Origin of the sequence: Chitinophaga japonensis, from assembly GCF_007830125.1 — a bacterium.
Taxonomy (GTDB): Bacteria; Bacteroidota; Bacteroidia; order Chitinophagales; family Chitinophagaceae; genus Chitinophaga; species Chitinophaga japonensis.
This window is the reverse complement of record NZ_VLLG01000002.1, coordinates 1559693-1576542: the sequence shown is the minus strand read 5'-3', so window position 1 is coordinate 1576542 and position 16850 is coordinate 1559693. Positions and strand designations below refer to the sequence as shown.

Below are 16850 nucleotides of genomic sequence, written 5' to 3'. Positions count from 1 at the left end.
TTATGATCATTATAGACGACAAGTACATCAGTGACGAAGTGATTGAGGAGCAGTTCGTATGCAACCTAAGCGCCTGCAAAGGAGCCTGTTGTGTGGCAGGGGACTGCGGCGCGCCGCTGGAGAAGCAGGAGATCAAGATCCTTAAAAAGATATTCGGCAAAATTAAGCCCTACCTGCGCGAAGAGGGCCTGCAGGAAATAGCCAAAACGGGCGTGCATACCATTGACGATGAATATGGCTACGTAACTCCCATTGTAGACAAAGGTATCTGCGCGTATGCCGTAATAGACGAACACGGCGTAGTAGGCTGCGGCATAGAGAAGGCTTACAACGACGGCGTGGTGGATTTCAAGAAACCCATTTCCTGCCACCTCTATCCCATCCGTATCAAAAAATATGACAGTTTTCAGGCCGTCAATTATGACCGCTGGGATATCTGCGCGCCTGCCTGCCGCAATGGCAAAAAGCTGCAGGTGCCGGTATACCGGTTCCTGAAGGAGGCGCTGGTACGCAAGTTCGGGCAGGAGTTTTACGACGTGCTGGATAAAATAGCCAGGAAAGCGTACCGCTGAAACCCTGCGGGTTTATGATCTATCCGTGAAAGTTCCCTATCTTTATTTTGGATCTCGGAATTTTATTTGCTTATGCACCAAATAGCATCCACCTTCCTGGAAGAGAGTGAAAAAAAAGCTTCCGACCTGGGACACCGTCAGACTATCAATTACAATATTGGTAAATACAATACTGCCGTAAAAGCTGGCAAGCAGCAGTTCACCGACCTGCAAACGGCCAGGGAACGCGCCAAGAACGTCAAATGGCGGGCCCTGGAGCACCTGGACAAGTACCTGGAGGAGTTTGAGATGCATTTCACCCAGCGGGGCGGAAAAGTGATATGGGCGGAAAATGCGCGACAGGTGCAGGAAGAGATTCTGGCCATCTGCCAGGCCAGGCAGTGCAAAAGCATTGTAAAAAGCAAATCCATGGCCACGGAGGAAGTGCACCTGAACGAGTTCCTGGCCAAACAGGGCATTGAATGCGTGGAAACCGACCTGGGCGAATACATCCAGCAACTGGACGGTGAGCCGCCTTACCATATTGTAACCCCTGCCATGCACAAGAGTAAGGAAGATGTGGCGCAGTTGTTTGAAGCCAAGCTGGGCACCCCGCCCGGCCTTACGCCGGAGCAACTGACACTGGTGGCCCGGGAAAACCTGCGGCAAAAATACCTGCAGGCGGAAATAGGCATCACCGGGGCCAACTTTATCATTGCCGATACCGGCTCCGTAGCCGTAAGTGAGAACGAGGGCAATGCCCGCCTGAGCACCGCTTTCCCCAAAACGCATATCGTACTGGTAGGCATTGAAAAAGTGCTGCCTTCCGTAAATGACCTGGCCCTGTTCTGGCCCCTGCTGGCTACTTACGGCACCGGGCAGCAGGTAACCGTGTACAATTCCATTTTCAGCGGCCCAAGGCAGGAAGGGGAAACAGACGGGCCGGATGAAATGTACGTGATACTGATGGACAACGGGCGCACCAATATACTCGAAGACCTGGAAGCACGGGAAAGCCTTTACTGCATCCGCTGCGGCTCCTGCCTCAATGCCTGCCCGGTGTACAAGAATATAGGCGGCCATACCTACGCCACCACCTACAGCGGGCCTATCGGCTCCGTGATCACGCCTTACATGCAGGGGCTGGAATCCTACGGGCATTTAAGCTATGCCTCCTCCCTCTGCGGTAACTGCACGGAGGTATGCCCGGTACGCATTAACCTGCATGAGCTGCTGCTGCACAACCGGCACAAGGCAGTGGAAGAGAACTATACCTCCGGGAGTGAGAAAATGGCCTGGTTTGGCTGGAAACAGGCCTGCCTGAGCCGAAAAATGATGAACATGGTGAGCGGCAAAACCAAGAACTTCTTCATGCGGCGGTTCTTCTCCAAAGCCTGGGGAGCGGATCGGGAGCTGCCGGTATTTGCGGCCAAATCATTCAACCAATTGTGGAAAGAAAGAAAAAACAGCTAATACTTTTAATATGACCCTGATAGCCATCCTGTTACCCTGGCTTTCCTTCCTGCTGCGGGGAAAGATATTATCCGGCATTCTCTGCCTGGTACTGCAGATCACGCTCATTGGCTGGCTGCCTGCCGCTATCTGGGCGGTAATGTCCCTTAACAACAGCCGCGCCGAGCGCAGGAACAGGCAACTGATAAGAGCGATAAAAGCGAAGTAAATTATTCTATCCTCTCCTTCACTCTTTCCAGCATCAACCGGTGCCCGCGCCCGTTCAGGTGCACACCGTCCCCGCTGTCATACTGTGGTAGCAGGCGGCCGTCCGGGGTACTGAAGCCTTCCCAGAAATCAATATAGGCGTTGGGGTAAGTGCGGATAATGTAGTCCCGCATTTCCTGCAGTTTTTCCCTTTCCGCGTCATTCATATTACGGGGCTGGGTAGTGGTGATATAGCAGGCCACGTTAAAGAGCTGCGCCCGGTGCACCACCGCAGCCAGGTTCCGCTGGAACTCCTGCAGGGAATAGCCCTCCATAATGTCATTGGAAGGCATGTTGATGATGATGGCATCCGGCTGCAGCAGGAGCGCTTTCGTGATGTTGTGCTGCAGGTCCGGCCGGGGGCGGCGGGGAGATACATCCGCGTCGTGGGGCAGAATACGGTAGGAGTTAGCCGAGCCCACTGCCAGGTTGACCACCATTGCGCGCGGATCTTTATCCTGGAGGTATTCCCGGAGCAGGTTCACCCAGGCACTGTCCGGTGTTTGGGGGCCGATGCCGGCGGCGGTGGAAGAACCCAGCACCACTATCCTGCGGGGAGCAGCCACAAAAGCCGCCTGCCTCATTTTGCGGGCCGGCGGCGCCACCATGGCCTGCGGGCGGGGGGCAGCGCTGCTGGCCGCTACTTCGGCCGGGGCGCTTCTTTTATAAGTGTCTGCTGCCGCAATGCCCGGAGCATCTTCCCGGTGAGTTTCCGTACCGGCTATTTTATTTTCCAGCAGCGCTTCAGCTTCGGGTGCTGCATCTTTAGCCGCTTCATGCAGGGCAGGCGCCGGGTGAGGCGGCGGTACGTCTGCCGGGGCGGCAGTGACCGCCTTCACCGTTTCCGCCTTTGGCTTTTCAGCGGTACGACCGGCAGGCGGCACAGCAGGTACAGGGGTACCGGCAGCGCTGTCCGCCGGCTTGGCTGCGGACGGAGCCGGGGTGGTTTCCCTGGTTTCCACCCTGGCCATATCCTGCCGGCGGGATACCTGCTGCTGGTTGATCCACCAGAAGCTGAGGCCCAGTATCAGCAGGATAGCGGCGGCAGCGGCCCAGCGATAGTACAGGAGCCTTACCCGCGCCCGGCCGCTCCGGCCTACCCGTTGCTCCAGCCGCTGCTGCAGGTCCGCCAGGTGGGCGGACTGGTCCGGGGCATGGCCGGAGAAGCCTTCCAGCGCTTCCGCCAGGAAGGGATCGTCCAGCGCCTGCCTTTCCAGGGCATGCATGGCCTTATCGTCCAGCTCCCCGGCCAGGTATTGCCGTATCAGCTCCCCGCTTACGGATGGTTTGTTATTTGCGTGCTTGTCAGGCATGTTGTTGCTCCATACATATTTTCAGGTTACGCTTACCGTTCTGAATATAGCTCTTCACTTTCTTCATTTCGTAGCCTGTAAGGGATGCCACCTCCCGATAGCTTTTTTCCTGCAGGTAAAACAACTGTACGCTCTTCTGCTGTTCTTCCGGCAGGGTTTCCAGGCATTTCTCCATTACCTGTAAATTCGCTTCCAGGCTAAATCCATTGTCATGATGTAATAATTCCTCGTTTTCCATAAGGGGCCGGTCCTCGATGGAAACCAGCCTCCCCTCCCGCTGCTTCATGGAGCGCAGCTTCATCAGGCAATGGTTGCGGGTGAGCACATGCAGCCAGCTTTTGAAATTATGCACCTCGTGCTGCTGCAGCTTGGTGACCAGCTCCTCGAATACCTGCATCACGGCGTCCTTGCTGGCTTCCTCATCAAAATAGCGCAGGCATACACCATATACCAGGTTCATGTAGCGCTGGTACAGCGCTGCCAGGTAATCCAGCCTGCCGGTAGCTTTGTACTGCCGGATCAGGTCTGCATCTGCAGTTTCCTGCATGGTATTGTGGTGTAGAAAAGCCATATTTTCAAATGTAAAATTCCAAATCCCGATGGAAATTCCAAATCCCAAAATCCAAATTCCAAATAGGGGAAATATGTCAAAATTAAAAGCAGGTCGCTTTTTATTGAAGCATATCCTGTTTCATTTGGAATTTGGATTTTGGGATTTGGAAATTCCCTTGATTTGGAATTTCAGACTTAGTGCCTGAAATGCCGCATGCCGGTCATGATCATCACCATGTCATTCTGCTTGCAGAATTCAATGGAGTCATTATCGCGTACGGAGCCGCCCGGCTGGATCACCGCTGTAACGCCGGCCGTATGCGCTATGCGCACGCAGTCGTCAAAGGGGAAGAAAGCATCGGAGGCCATGGAGGCGCCGCTCAGGTCAAAATTAAACTGGCGGGCTTTTTCGATGGCATGGCGCAGGGCATCCACGCGGGAGGTCTGCCCACAGCCTTTGCCGATCAGTTGCTTGTCCTTCACCAGCGCAATGGCATTTGACTTCAGGTGCTTGCATACCAGGTTGGCAAACTCCAGGTCCGCCTTTTCCGCGGTGGAAGCGGGCCTTGCGCCGGCATCGGTCCAGTCCTTGTAATTGCCGGTGTCGCTGTCCTGCAACAGGATGCCGTTCAGCACATTCTTATACATATAAGGCTGCTTCACGGGCTGTTTCTGCTGCAGCAGGATGCGGTTCTTTTTGGTGGTAAGCACCGCCAGCGCGTCTGCATCAAAGCCGGGGGCTATCAGTATCTCGAAGAATATTTCGTTGATGGCTTCTGCAGTGGCCTTGTCTACCACCGCATTACAAGCCAGTACGCCGCCAAAGGCGCTTTCCTTGTCGCCTGCCAGGGCGGCTTCCCAGGCATCTTTCAGCGCGGGGCGGCTGGCAATGCCGCATACGTTGGTATGCTTGATCACGGCAAAGGTAGTGGCGGTAAACTCCTGCACCAGTTGGCAGGCCGCATCCACATCCACCAGGTTGTTGTAGGACAGCTCCTTGCCATGCAGCTTGTCAAACAGCTCCTGCAAATTGCCATAGAAGCGGCCGTCCTGGTGCGGGTTCTCTCCGTAGCGCATCACCTGGCCCTGCGGCAGGGAAGCCTGGAAATACTGCTGCGGCTCATTATGCAGGAAATACTGCGCAATGGCCACATCGTAATGGGCGCACACCTCAAATGCTTTGGCGGCAAAGCGGCGGCGATCTTCCAGCGTAGTGGCGCCACTACCTTCCACCAGCACTTTCTCCAGGTCTGCATACTGGTCTTTGGACGCTACGATCACTACATCCTTATAGTTCTTGCCGGCCGCGCGGATCAGCGATACGCCGCCGATATCTATTTTTTCAATGATGGCCTGCTCCTCGGTAGTGCTTTTTACGGTTTCCTCGAAGGGATACAGGTCCACTATCACCAGGTCTATTTCCGGGATGCCGTATTCCTGCAACTGCGCCAGGTCCTGCTCATTGCCGCGTCGGGCCAGTATACCGCCAAATACTTTGGGGTGCAGGGTCTTTACCCGTCCGCCCAGTATGGAAGGATAGGCAGTGAGTTCTTCTACGGCCACGCAATGTACGCCCTGTTCCTCGATGAACTTTTGCGTACCGCCGGTTGAGTAAATAGTTACACCCTGTTCACCCAGTTTCTTAACAATGTTCTCCAGGTTATCTTTATAGAAAACGGAGATCAATGCTGATTTAATTTGCTTTTGCATGAATGGAAAACATTAGAAATTAATAAGATAGGCTCCCTGATCCGGGACCGAAAAGCAGCGCAAAGTTAGGACGCTACATTCACTTTTCCATTGTTGTACCTGCCAGAACGGGTTGGATGCGTCAAAAATGATCATCTTAAAATCAAACATATCCTTTAACTGCATGATACTCAACCGGGGATGATGTGACAACAAAATATAATCCGTGCAGAATTTTTTCACAGGGGCGCAGGCTCTCCAGGTGCTGTCTACCACCACCAGTCTTTTACGGCCTATGCTGATGAAGCCTTCCTGTTGCTGCAATGCAGGCAGGGTAGCGTCCTTTGCCCCGTACAGCAGGCGGGCGGGCTGCAGGTATCTTTTGCGCAGGGCCGCATTGCGCAGCAGGGCGGTATCTCCTGCAAAGCGGCAATGGCGGCCGGCCACCACATCCATTGCCGTATAGCCGGGCACGTTGTATATGACCAGTTGCCGCCGGTTGCAGTTACGGACCGTGGCAACGGCGTACAGCGCCGCCCATAGCAAGGCGGCATACAACGCCAGGTGCCAGCCCCGTTTCCACCTGGCCAGCCACGCCCCCATCAGTGCGGCAATGATCACGTAGGCGCAAACGGTGGCATACCCGGGCATGGGAATATTTTCCGTTACGGCATAGGGCAGGCTTTCAATGAACAATACCAGGCGGTTCATACAGGAAATCAGCCAGGTAACGGCGGCTCCCGTATAATGCGCGGCCGCCGGCAACGGCGACAGCAGCAGCAACAGGATCAGCCCATACAGGATGATGGTGGACAGGGTAACAATGAGCAGGTTGGCGGGCAGAAAGAGATTGGGAAACTGGTGAAAGTAATACAGGCACACCGGCAGTGTAAATACCTGGGCGGCCAGGGTGACGGCCATAGCGGCCCAGCACCGGCTGAGCCATTTGTTCCTGATCACCCACAGGTCGTACAAAGGGCGGTAACATAGCAGGATGCCCAGCACGGCCAGGTAGGAAAGCTGGAAACCGGCGTCCAGCAGCAGCCAGGGATCATAGCATAGCAGCAGGAAGGCCGATGCGGCCAGGGTGTTGTAAGTGCTGGTGTACCGGTTCAGCACCAGTTGCCCGATGGCGATGGCGGTAAACATTACGGCGGCGCGCAATATGGAAGCGGCAGCGCCGGTAACGCAGGCAAAGGCCCACAACAGGCTGATGATAATGGCCGCCTTTATGATGTTGGAAAACCGGTGCGCCGGCCACCATTGCAGCAGCCAGAGTAAGGTGGCATAGATCAGCGCCAGGTGCATGCCGGAAATGGCAATGATATGCACTACCCCGGCATTGGTGTACGCCTGCACCATGTCCTTGTCCAGGTCATAGCGGTAGCCAATGAGCAGGGCCGCCGCCAGTGCCGATGCCTGCCCCCCGCCCACGTACTGCTGCAAGGTATGCACGCACCAGGCCCTGGCCTGCAGCAGCCAACGGTCCACCATGCCGTTACACTCCCCTGATCTTTTCCAGTGACCGGACCTCACATAGGCCTGGTGGAATATCTGCCTGCGGGCGCAATACTGCCGGTAGTCAAAGGCGCCGGGATTGCCGGTGTTACCCACCGGGCGCAGGGTGGCGCAAAGCAGTAGCGCCTCCCCGCATTGCAGGGCCGCCGCCGTGCTGTCTTTCTGGAAATATAACAGGGTACGGCCTTTCACCGGCAGGCGCTTACCATTCCTTAGCAAAGCCTCTATGGTGGCAATGGACTTCCAGCTACGCGGCCTTTCCTGGAGGGGCTCCTGCAGCCGCACCAGTAAGGAGTCCTCACCTTGCAGGGCCTTCCCAGCATAAGCTGGGTGGTGGCGGATATCCTTTACACTTACCAGCAGCCCGCCGCCTCCCAGCAACAGGCAGTAGATAAGTATACCACGCAGCCGGTTAAGCGCATACTGCATCCCCACTGGCAGAAAGGCCGACACCATTATTCCTGCCAGTGCTACCAGCAGCACTACTGCCGACCAGTGCCAGGAAATAGCCCATCGTACCTGTACGCCAATGCCAATTGCCAGCGGGATGAATAAACGGATAAAAGGTGTAGCTCTCAATGGGTTACCAGGGTTATTTAATGGTTTGGAATGCGAATTTAGGGCCCGCTTACTTAAAAAATGTTTATCATGTGTTAACGGTGCAAAAAGGGGCGATCCAGGGAAATTCCGAAAACGGGCGTTAACATATTAAAAATATTACTATTTATATATGAATAATAAGCAATTAATTTCAATTTTAATTTTTTTGAATCTGTTATTGATTAGTTAACATCTTTTTAAATTATAATATTTATAGTAAACTGCATTACCGGTCACGCTATTTTATTGTAAATAGTCGTGTCTTTAATGGTTATTTTGAGGGAAAAGAAAGAGCCTGATTTTTATCAGGCTCTGATTTTTTTATGCTAAATGCATTAAGCAAAAAAAGCTGAAAGCAACCGGAGCGGATGGCTCACCTGCTTTCAGCTTTTTTATTTTTACTTTTCTTACTGCCTATTTCTGACCTCGTACTTCCTACTTACTCAGGTACATGCTCTTCTCTTTGTACAGTTGCCGGAAGTAAGGATCCCTCAGGTCCCTGATAAAGCGTATAGCCTCTCCCGTTGACTTCATTTCAGGTCCCAGCTCCTTGTTCACGCCCGGGAACTTGTTGAAGGAGAACACCGGCTCCTTAATGGCAAAGCCGTCCAGCTTCTTCTCCATGGTAAAGTCCTTCAGCTTGTTGGCGCCCAGCATTACCTTGGTGGCAATGTTCAGGTAAGGCACCTGGTAAGCCTTGGCAATGAAAGGCGTGGTGCGGGAAGCGCGGGGGTTGGCCTCTATTACGTATACCTTTCCGCCCTTCACGGCAAACTGGATGTTTATCAGTCCGCGGATATCCAGCGCACGGGCTATTTTCTCCGCGTAATATTCCATGGTGGTCACTTCCAGGGGAGTGAGGTTAAAGGCCGGCAGCACGGCGTTACTGTCGCCGCTGTGAATACCGGCAGGCTCAATGTGCTCCATTACGCCCATCACGTGAAACTCCTCGCCGTCAAAAATAGCGTCTATCTCGGCCTCCTGGCAGCGGTCCAGGAAGTGGTCTATCAGTATCTTGTTGCCCGGCAGGTGCTTCAGCAGGCTGATCACGGCTTTTTCCAGCTCCTCTTCATTGATCACGATACGCATGCGCTGTCCGCCCAGTACATAGCTGGGGCGCACCAGCACCGGGTAGCCTACTTCCTTGGCTACATCCAGCGCCTCATCTGTCGTATAGGCGGTGCCGTAGTTAGGATAAGGAATACCCAGGTCTTTCAGCAGGTCGGAGAAGCGGCCGCGGTCTTCCGCAATGTCCATATTGTCAAACGAAGTACCGATGATGCGGATGCCTTTTTCCTGCAGGCGCTTGGCCAGCTTCAGCGCTGTTTGCCCGCCCAACTGCACAATTACGCCCTCCGGCTTCTCCAGCTCTATGATCTCCCAGAGGTGCTCCCAGAACACCGGCTCGAAGTACAGCTTGTTGGCCATGTCAAAATCTGTGGACACGGTTTCCGGGTTACAGTTCACCATGATAGCGTCGTAACCGCATTCCTGGATGGCCTGCAGGCCGTGCGTACAGCAGTAGTCAAATTCAATCCCCTGCCCGATGCGGTTAGGACCGGAGCCCAGCACGATCACTTTCTTCCGGTCGGAAGGGATGCTCTCGTTCTGCGTATCAAAAGTGGAGTAGAAGTACGGTGTTTTCGCTTCAAACTCCGCGCTGCAGGTGTCCACCATTTTGTAGGTGCGCACAATGTTCAGTGACTTGCGCTTTTCATATACGTCCTCTTCCTCGCAGTTGCCGAACAGGTAGCACAGTTGCTTGTCGGAAAAGCCCATTTGCTTGGCTTCCCGCAGCAGGGTGGCCGGCACGGATTCCAGGTCATGCTCCTGCAACTGCTTTTCGAGGTTCACAATATCATTGATCTGGTACAGGAACCAGCGGTCAATATTCGTAAGCTGCTGGATGGTCTTTACAGACACGCCTTCCATCAGCGCGTCCTTGATGCGGAAGATGCGGTCCCATTTAGGAGTCTTCAGTCTTTCCAGCAATTGCTCGCTTTTCATGAGCGACTTGCCGTAGTAGCCCAGGCCCACAGCATCGTTCTCCAGGCTCTGGCAGGCTTTCTGGATGGCTTCGGGGAAAGTACGGCCAATGGCCATTACTTCGCCCACGGATTTCATCTGCAGGCCCAGGGTTTCGTCTGCACCCTTGAACTTGTCGAAGTTCCAGCGGGGCACCTTTACGATCACGTAGTCCAGCGCCGGCTCAAAGCAGGCGGAGGTGGTGCCGGTGATCTGGTTGCTCAGCTCGTCCAGCGTATAGCCGATAGCCAGCTTGGCGGCCACCTTGGCAATGGGATACCCCGTGGCTTTGGAAGCCAGGGCCGAAGAACGGCTTACACGGGGGTTTATTTCGATAGCGATCAGCTCCTCGTTCTCCGGGTTCAGCGCAAACTGCACGTTACAGCCGCCGGCAAAGTTGCCCAGGTTACGCATCATCATCATGGCTTTGTTGCGCATATCCTGGTAGGCCGTATCGCTCAGCGTCATGGCCGGCGCCACGGTAATGGAGTCGCCGGTATGCACGCCCATCGGGTCCAGGTTCTCCACGGTACAGATGATCACCACGTTGTCGTTATCATCACGCAGCAATTCCAGCTCGAATTCTTTCCAGCCCAGCACGGCTTTTTCCACCAGCACTTCGTGTATGGGAGAGGCCTGCAGGCCGCGGTTCAGCGCTTCGTCCAGCTCGTCCTTGCTGTGCACAAAGCCGCCGCCGGTCCCCCCCAGGGTAAAGGAAGGGCGTATTACCAGCGGGAAACCTATTTCCTGGGCAAATTCCTTTCCTTCCAGGTAGGAATTGGCGATCCTGGCGGGCGCTACCTGTATGCCCAGCTCTATCATGAACTGGCGGAACAGCTCGCGGTCTTCCGCTTTATTAATGGCTTTAATGTCCACCCCTATCAGGCGCACATTATACTTTTCCCAGACGCCCAGCTCGTCGGCCTCTTTACACAGGTTCAGGGCAGTTTGCCCTCCCATAGTAGGCAGCACGGCATCTATCTGATTCTCTTCCAGTATCTGCTCGATGCTTTCCACCGTCAGCGGCAGCAGGTATACCCTGTCTGCCATCATAGGGTCTGTCATAATAGTGGCCGGATTAGAGTTGATCAGTATCACCCTGATCCCTTCTTCCCGCAATGAACGGGCCGCCTGGGAGCCGGAATAGTCAAATTCGCAAGCCTGACCAATGATAATAGGACCAGAACCGATAATAAGGACAGATTTGATAGATGAGTCTTTTGGCATTTGTTTAATCTATTGAAAATGAAAAACCAGTCTGATTTTGATGCCAACAAGGGACCAAAAAATCGTGCAAAGATAAGGCTTTCGATGTATTGAGAAAATAAATCTGGTGCTAATATTTTGTAACTAAGTTTTAGTTGCAAAAACGAGGCATTTAGTTTAATTTGCAGGAAAAGTCCATTGCCCCATGTCCAAACATGAAAAATTGATAGCAAGGCTATTGACCCGACCTACAGATTTTACTTATCCGGAACTGGTGAAGCTTTTATTTGGTTGGGGTTATGAGGAAAGCAGCCAGGGAAAAACATCCGGTTCGCGGGTGGCTTTTATAAACAGAACGACACAACATATTATACGATTACATAAACCTCATCCCGGCAATGTATTAAAACGATACCAAGTAGACCTGGTAATTGAAGAATTGAAAAATGTAAAACTATTGTGAAACAGGTTGAATTATTTTCATATGAAAAAAGACATTCTCGAATATAAAGGTTTTATTGGCAGCGTACACTTTAGCGCAGATGATGATGTTTTCTTCGGCAAAATAGAAGAGATTGATGACCTCGTTACATTTGAAGGCTCCAGTGTAAAAAGTTTGCATAAGTCCTTTAGAGAAGCCGTGGAGGATTATCTGGAACTATGTAAGCAGGTTGGCAAGGAACCATTGCGCTCAGTAAAGGGATCTTTTAATATTCGCATTACCCCTGAACTGCACAGGAAAGCTATTCGCCTTTCCAAGCAACAGCGCATGAACCTGAACCAGTTTGTACAAAAAGCCATCGAACAGGCGGTAGCAAGGAATTGCTAATAGGCTGCCACATTATAATTAAGAAAGTCCCGGCAGAAATACCAGGACTTTTTTGAATTATGCAAATTGTTACACGTAATTGTCGGTTCTTTTACAGCTATGCCTTTATCCGGCTACCCATCACGGCAATGCAAATGCCCATGACCGCGATAATGGAAAAGGAAATGCTCAGGCTGGATGCTTCCGCTACAAAACCTATCAGCGGCGGACCTACCAAAAAGCCCAGGTAGCCGATGGTAGATACGGTGGCCAGCGCCATACCGGGCGACAGCTTTTTGGACTTGCCGGCTGCGCTGTATACCAGCGGCACTACGGAAGACACCCCGGCTCCTACCAGCAGGAAACCGAAAATGGCCGTGGCAAAATAGGGCAGCAGCACGGCTATCAGCAAACCGGCGGCCGTAAGCGTGCCGCTCAGCAGCAATACTTTCCGCGGGCCTAAACGGGTAGTGAGCCAGTCAGCCACGAAGCGGAAAGATGCCATGGTACTCATAAAGGCGGCATACCCGATGCCAGCAACGCCGTCCGGCGCATGGATCACCTTTTTAAAGTACACCCCGCTCCAGTCAAACATAGTGCCTTCACATATCATGGAGCAGAAAGCAATAATTCCCAGTATCAGCAGGAAACGGTCCGGCCTGGCGAACAAAGGCTGCCCGGCTTCCTGCGTATTTACATCCTGCGGCACAATATGCCGGGCGCTGGCGGCCACTATTACAGCGCCTATGACGGTGATGAGCAGGAAATGCTGGTAGGGCGCTACGCCCTGCCCCGCCATGAAGGCGCCAATGGCGGCACCGGTAAAACCGGCCAGGCTCCACAGTCCGTGAAAGGAAGCCATGATGGTGCGGCCGTACATGGCCTCTACGGCTACCGCCTGGGTATTCACGGCAATATTGGCCAGGTTGCCCATAAAGCCAAACAGCACCAGGACGGCAAACAGTTGCCAAGGCGCCTGCACCATACCCAGCAGGGGCAGCACAATGGCGTACAGCAGGCCGGCTGTCAGCACGATCTGGCGGCTGCCAAAGCGCCCCACCAGCCAGCCGGCCACCGGCATGGAGATCATGGAGCCCACCGGCAGGGCCAGCAATACGCCGCCCAGCCCTCCATCGCTCAGGTGCAGGGCCTGCTGTATGGCCGGGATGCGGGAGGCCCAACTGGCAAAACACAATCCCGTTAAAAAGAACAGGGAGCTGACGGCTATACGCGCGGGTCTTTTTGGAGACATTGCTTCAAGAGATAAAGACTGCAACATATTGTTATATTATATCACTTTAATACCCAGTTTTTCGTAAGGCTGTATCAATTCCGGCTCCAGCCGGTCGGTTATAATGGTGTCCAGGGCCGTAAGATCGCATACCTTGAAAGGCTCCGCCGTGCCCATTTTGTCGATGGTGGCCAGGGCTATGACCCGGTTGCCGGCCTGCACCATGCTGTACTTCACCTCCGCCTCGCCCAGGTCTATGCCGGTAACGCCGGCGGTAGGATGCAGGCTGCAGATGCCCATAAAACAAATATCGGCCCGTACTCTTTCCAGCATGCGGATGGTATCCAGCCCGGAGGTGACCTGCGAGTTCTTGAACACGCGGCCGCCGGTGAGGATCACTTCCGTGGAGGGATGCTCCATGAGCTGCATGGCAATGGGCACGCTGTTGGTAATGACGGTGATCTTCAACTGGGGCGGGAACATCTTTACCAGCGTGTAGGTAGAGGTGCCGCCGTCCATAATAATGGTCTGCCCGTCGTGCAGGAAGGAAAGGGCCTTGCCCGCGATCGTCTTCTTATCGTCCTCGTGTATGCCTATACGTTCCTTGAAAGAATACGGATGGGGGGAATGGGGAATAGCGCCGCCCCTGACCTTGATCAGCAGGCCATTCTGCGCCAGCACTTCCAGGTCGCGGCGCACGGTATCTTCCGATACCTGCAGGTCGTTGCTCAGCTCCGTCTGCAATACCTTATGATCTGCTTTCAGCTTTTTCAGGATATAGTCCAGGCGCTCTTCTTTCAGCATAATCTTGCCATTTCTTGCAAAATTATGTAATTGTTTGCAATAAGTTAATAGAAAAAACTATAAAAGTTGGAACCTAATGCATAATTTTGCAAAAAACAGCAAAATATGGCACGTATTGCAATTGACATGGATGGCGTTATGGCAGACAGCACGCAGCAGTACATCAACTGGTACGCGGCCCGTTACGGGGTACAGGTAGAAAAGGCTTCGCTGCTGGGCAAGCCGGAAACCACCGGTTTCCCGCTGGAAGGCGTGGTGCGGCAGTTCCTGTACACACCGGGTTTTTTCAGGACCAAGCCGGTGATACCCGGCAGCCAGGAGGTGATAAAGGCCCTGCAGGAAAAGCATGACGTGTTCATCGTATCAGCAGCCATGGAGTTCCCGCAATCCCTTTCAGAGAAGCTGGCCTGGCTGGAGGATCATTTCCCTTTTATAAGCTGGCACAATATTGTTTTCTGCGGTTATAAGAATATTGTGGACGCGGATTATATGATAGATGATCACATCAAGAACCTCAGCACCTTCAAGGGCGAGCCGCTGCTTTTCACGGCGCCGCATAACGTACATGTGGAAGGCTACAAACGGGTAAACACCTGGGAAGAGGTAGGCGCGCTGCTGCTGTAAAGCAGCTAGTCCGCATTAAACTGGAACGGCGTATGATCAATCCCTGCCCGGTTATTGAACCAGGTGTAGGGGTAATATTCCGGTGCGCTGACATAGCCCGCCTTTACAGGTGCGGACAGCATCCTGGACTCAAATGCCTCGAACTCCTTTTCGGAACCCACCGGCAGGTGCTCAATATTGCGCCAGAATACCTCAACGCCGTTATTATCGCGGTTCACAAAAAAACTGAACCATTCCTTTCTTTCATCCTGCATGTCGGTACGCAGGCTTTCGCAGATATGCAGGGCGGTATCTTTTACAAAATACTGCATCCAGGCGGCCAGCGGGCTTTTAAAAGGCTGCACCAGCAGCAGCAGTTGATCTGGCAGCAGCAGGTGGCTCCTGACAATGATCTCCTGCCGCTGCTGGCTGTCATTGAGCTGCCGGGCCAGGATGCCGGAATAACGGGGCCTGGTCAGCAGGTTGGGCCGGCCAATAACGGACATGGAAATAAACCAGGTTTCAGGAAAATCAGGGTTAGCGCGCATAAGCATTATTTTGGGCGTCAAAACAAATCCACATGTATCAAAAAGAGGATTATTTGATAATACAGATCATTTTGATTGCTCAAATGTAATATAAAAGGCTATTTAAACAGAAGGTTATCTTATAATAATTTTACTTAGCTATATGATAATATTATGCTTACAATAAACCTGTTTGTTACGATGTGGTAGTGCGGGCTATACTTTTCTGGGCCTGGCTTGTTTGCGTAGTTGTACAATATCCTTCTTGAAGGTATCGAGGGTTTCCTTCAGGGCGTTGTGCTGTTTTAGCAGTTGGTTGTAATCTTCCAGCAGCCGGTAATATTTTTCCCGCATCGCCAGCATCTCTTCCGAATCTGCAATGCGTACGTCGGTTACCATATTAGGGTGCAGGAAAGTGCTCTCCGTTACTTCCAGGGCTTTGGTAACCGACTCCATTTCAAGCGGGTCGAAGGCTGCTTTCTCAAAGAGGTCGTACATGTTTTTGCGGCTCATGTCCAGGCGCCTGGCCAGCTTGCTTTTATTCAGGCCTTTTTCTTCTATGAGCTCCGTAAAGCGCTGCCCGTGATGGGCTACAGTGGTTACCTGCCCCTGGCCGGTTTTCAAGGTTACTGCATTGTTCCAGTTGTAAAACTCTTCTGCCGTAATGCCCACCAGGGAACAAAAGCGCTCCAGGGAAGATCTTTTCATATCGCTTTTGCGGAGGTGGTAGTGCGCAATCTGGTTGGTGAAGCCGGCCATTCTTGCAAAGTCAACGATCTTAATTTTTTTATGCTTCAGTATCTGTTTCAAGCGCTGGCCCATGTGGATTAACCCTTGCTGCATGGTAAAAATATTTTTTGACTCTTTTGTTTTATATCAGTTTTTCATATTATATCATTAATACAATATAATAATTTCTATTTCATTACGTAAATATAAATTTCGAAACAATAAAAAATATATCATCTTAACCATTGTACAGTTTGCTAAAAGGTGCCTGAGGGGGATGAATGGAGCGGCCTGCTAAAACAACCCATTGCAATATTTCCGGTGAAAGGCATTCTGCAATTAAATTATCCACACTGTAATGCGCTGTGCGCTGAAAGCGGCTGTGGTATTGCAATAATAGTGGTATGCGGATGGGGAAAATTGTAAACTAAAAACAGCGCATTTAAAATCATTATCAATATATTTGCTAACACTAAAGCAGGTGATTATTGTTTAATCCCTATTTATTATCAACGCAAAAGCCGAACACTTTTTTTGACAGCAAGTAAAACCTCCAAACCATGAAGAAGCTAGTACCTCAGACGCCGGTACCTGTAAACATGCTGCAGGATATCCATGCTAACCTTATTGATTTTCCCATTCGCTTCCGCGAAAAGGTGTGCGAGGAATGCTCCTGGAGCGTTCCTACCTTTTACCGTAAAATGCGGGGGATAGACAAGCCTGCTGACGCGGAAAAAAAACGGGTGCCCGCCCTCAGCAATGCGGAAAGGGAAAAGATCATAGCGGTACTGGACGAGGTGTTCCGCGAACTGTGGGACTATTGTGAGCAGTACCGCAAAAAACCGCGTACCTGAGGCACATTGTTTTACCACCCGCTCCCTGCCTGCTACGTTTCCTGCTCATTACCCTGGCGGCCCCGGACATCAACTAAGTTTTTCTTATTAAAACTAAATGTTTAGTTTTATGGTAAACTTA

The 16850-nt window shown here is 52.4% G+C and carries 16 protein-coding genes; 7 read left to right on the top strand and 9 right to left on the bottom strand.

Annotation, left to right across the window (positions count from 1 at the left end; translation table 11 throughout):
* Nucleotides 1-2: 2 nt before the first annotated feature.
* From LX66_RS06400 to LX66_RS06390, 3 genes are all read left to right on the top strand, one after another.
* Nucleotides 3-572, top strand: a complete 570-nt coding sequence (locus LX66_RS06400) for a DUF3109 family protein (RefSeq protein ID WP_145711046.1) — start codon at nucleotides 3-5, stop codon at nucleotides 570-572.
* 72 nt (nucleotides 573-644) lie between these two features.
* Nucleotides 645-2024: a LutB/LldF family L-lactate oxidation iron-sulfur protein gene (locus tag LX66_RS06395; RefSeq protein ID WP_145711045.1), complete on the top strand. Its 1380-nt coding sequence runs from the start codon at nucleotides 645-647 to the stop codon at nucleotides 2022-2024.
* A gap of 10 nt (nucleotides 2025-2034) precedes the next feature.
* Nucleotides 2035-2232, top strand: a complete 198-nt coding sequence (locus LX66_RS06390; protein ID WP_145711044.1) for a YqaE/Pmp3 family membrane protein — start codon at nucleotides 2035-2037, stop codon at nucleotides 2230-2232.
* Nucleotide 2233: 1 nt separating this feature from the next.
* Here LX66_RS06390 and LX66_RS06385 read toward each other — a convergent pair whose 3' ends face one another.
* The 5 genes from LX66_RS06385 to carB all read right to left on the bottom strand — a co-directional run bounded on the left by LX66_RS06385 (nucleotide 2234) and on the right by carB (nucleotide 11194).
* Nucleotides 2234-3583 carry an SGNH/GDSL hydrolase family protein gene (locus LX66_RS06385; RefSeq protein ID WP_145711043.1) on the bottom strand — a complete coding sequence of 450 codons (1350 nt, stop codon included), beginning with the start codon at nucleotides 3581-3583 and terminating at the stop codon, nucleotides 2234-2236.
* Nucleotides 3576-4154 (bottom strand): RNA polymerase sigma factor, encoded by a 579-nt coding sequence (locus tag LX66_RS06380; RefSeq protein WP_145711042.1) that lies wholly within the window; start codon nucleotides 4152-4154, stop codon nucleotides 3576-3578. The genes LX66_RS06385 and LX66_RS06380 overlap by 8 nt, the downstream gene beginning before the upstream one ends.
* A 176-nt stretch (nucleotides 4155-4330) precedes the next feature.
* Entirely contained in the window at nucleotides 4331-5845 is a 1515-nt protein-coding gene (gene purH, locus LX66_RS06375; protein ID WP_145711041.1) for a bifunctional phosphoribosylaminoimidazolecarboxamide formyltransferase/IMP cyclohydrolase, read from the bottom strand.
* Between the two features lie 12 nt (nucleotides 5846-5857).
* Nucleotides 5858-7921 (bottom strand): ComEC/Rec2 family competence protein, encoded by a 2064-nt coding sequence (locus tag LX66_RS06370; protein ID WP_145711040.1) that lies wholly within the window; start codon nucleotides 7919-7921, stop codon nucleotides 5858-5860.
* 456 nt (nucleotides 7922-8377) lie between these two features.
* Nucleotides 8378-11194: a carbamoyl-phosphate synthase large subunit gene (gene carB, locus LX66_RS06365; protein ID WP_145711039.1), complete on the bottom strand. Its 2817-nt coding sequence runs from the start codon at nucleotides 11192-11194 to the stop codon at nucleotides 8378-8380.
* A 184-nt stretch (nucleotides 11195-11378) separates the two neighbouring features.
* Between carB and LX66_RS06360 the strand changes: the two genes are divergently transcribed.
* Nucleotides 11379-11636, top strand: a complete 258-nt coding sequence (locus tag LX66_RS06360) for a type II toxin-antitoxin system HicA family toxin (protein WP_145711038.1) — start codon at nucleotides 11379-11381, stop codon at nucleotides 11634-11636.
* A gap of 21 nt (nucleotides 11637-11657) precedes the next feature.
* Complete coding sequence (locus LX66_RS06355; protein WP_145711037.1) at nucleotides 11658-12002, top strand: type II toxin-antitoxin system HicB family antitoxin; 345 nt, start codon at nucleotides 11658-11660, stop codon at nucleotides 12000-12002.
* Nucleotides 12003-12099: 97 nt separating this feature from the next.
* On the opposite strand, the gene LX66_RS06350 is transcribed toward LX66_RS06355, so the two are convergent.
* On the bottom strand, nucleotides 12100-13233 hold the full coding sequence (locus tag LX66_RS06350; RefSeq protein WP_244620314.1) for an MFS transporter: 1134 nt from the start codon (nucleotides 13231-13233) through the stop codon (nucleotides 12100-12102).
* 36 nt (nucleotides 13234-13269) lie between these two features.
* The gene (locus LX66_RS06345) at nucleotides 13270-14016 is read right to left on the bottom strand and encodes a DeoR/GlpR family DNA-binding transcription regulator (protein ID WP_145711035.1); all 747 of its coding nucleotides are present in this window, start codon (nucleotides 14014-14016) and stop codon (nucleotides 13270-13272) included.
* A 105-nt stretch (nucleotides 14017-14121) separates the two neighbouring features.
* Between LX66_RS06345 and LX66_RS06340 the strand changes: the two genes are divergently transcribed.
* Complete coding sequence (locus LX66_RS06340) at nucleotides 14122-14640, top strand: 5' nucleotidase, NT5C type (protein WP_145711034.1); 519 nt, start codon at nucleotides 14122-14124, stop codon at nucleotides 14638-14640.
* A gap of 5 nt (nucleotides 14641-14645) precedes the next feature.
* On the opposite strand, the gene LX66_RS06335 is transcribed toward LX66_RS06340, so the two are convergent.
* Both LX66_RS06335 and LX66_RS06330 read right to left on the bottom strand, forming a co-directional pair.
* On the bottom strand, nucleotides 14646-15167 hold the full coding sequence (locus LX66_RS06335; protein ID WP_145711033.1) for a hypothetical protein: 522 nt from the start codon (nucleotides 15165-15167) through the stop codon (nucleotides 14646-14648).
* 195 nt (nucleotides 15168-15362) lie between these two features.
* A complete protein-coding gene (locus tag LX66_RS06330; RefSeq protein WP_145711032.1) occupies nucleotides 15363-15989 on the bottom strand; it encodes a helix-turn-helix domain-containing protein in 627 nt (208 codons plus the stop codon).
* 446 nt (nucleotides 15990-16435) lie between these two features.
* Between LX66_RS06330 and LX66_RS06325 the strand changes: the two genes are divergently transcribed.
* Nucleotides 16436-16729: a hypothetical protein gene (locus tag LX66_RS06325; RefSeq protein WP_145711031.1), complete on the top strand. Its 294-nt coding sequence runs from the start codon at nucleotides 16436-16438 to the stop codon at nucleotides 16727-16729.
* The last annotated feature ends 121 nt before the right edge of the window (nucleotides 16730-16850 follow it).

Bases quoted from the DNA above. Each gene is read 5' to 3' on its own strand.
- LX66_RS06350 (WP_244620314.1), bottom strand. From the start codon at position 13,233: ATGTCTCCAAAAAGACCCGCGCGTATAGCCGTCAGCTCCCTGTTCTTT.
- purH (WP_145711041.1), bottom strand. From the start codon at position 5,845: ATGCAAAAGCAAATTAAATCAGCATTGATCTCCGTTTTCTATAAAGAT.
- LX66_RS06390 (WP_145711044.1), top strand. From the start codon at position 2,035: ATGACCCTGATAGCCATCCTGTTACCCTGGCTTTCCTTCCTGCTGCGG.
- LX66_RS06395 (WP_145711045.1), top strand. From the start codon at position 645: ATGCACCAAATAGCATCCACCTTCCTGGAAGAGAGTGAAAAAAAAGCT.
- carB (WP_145711039.1), bottom strand. From the start codon at position 11,194: ATGCCAAAAGACTCATCTATCAAATCTGTCCTTATTATCGGTTCTGGT.
- LX66_RS06400 (WP_145711046.1), top strand. From the start codon at position 3: ATGATCATTATAGACGACAAGTACATCAGTGACGAAGTGATTGAGGAG.
- LX66_RS06360 (WP_145711038.1), top strand. From the start codon at position 11,379: ATGTCCAAACATGAAAAATTGATAGCAAGGCTATTGACCCGACCTACA.
- LX66_RS06380 (WP_145711042.1), bottom strand. From the start codon at position 4,154: ATGGCTTTTCTACACCACAATACCATGCAGGAAACTGCAGATGCAGAC.
- LX66_RS06345 (WP_145711035.1), bottom strand. From the start codon at position 14,016: ATGCTGAAAGAAGAGCGCCTGGACTATATCCTGAAAAAGCTGAAAGCA.
- LX66_RS06330 (WP_145711032.1), bottom strand. From the start codon at position 15,989: ATGCAGCAAGGGTTAATCCACATGGGCCAGCGCTTGAAACAGATACTG.
- LX66_RS06335 (WP_145711033.1), bottom strand. From the start codon at position 15,167: ATGCGCGCTAACCCTGATTTTCCTGAAACCTGGTTTATTTCCATGTCC.
- LX66_RS06385 (WP_145711043.1), bottom strand. From the start codon at position 3,583: ATGCCTGACAAGCACGCAAATAACAAACCATCCGTAAGCGGGGAGCTG.
- LX66_RS06325 (WP_145711031.1), top strand. From the start codon at position 16,436: ATGAAGAAGCTAGTACCTCAGACGCCGGTACCTGTAAACATGCTGCAG.
- LX66_RS06355 (WP_145711037.1), top strand. From the start codon at position 11,658: ATGAAAAAAGACATTCTCGAATATAAAGGTTTTATTGGCAGCGTACAC.
- LX66_RS06340 (WP_145711034.1), top strand. From the start codon at position 14,122: ATGGCACGTATTGCAATTGACATGGATGGCGTTATGGCAGACAGCACG.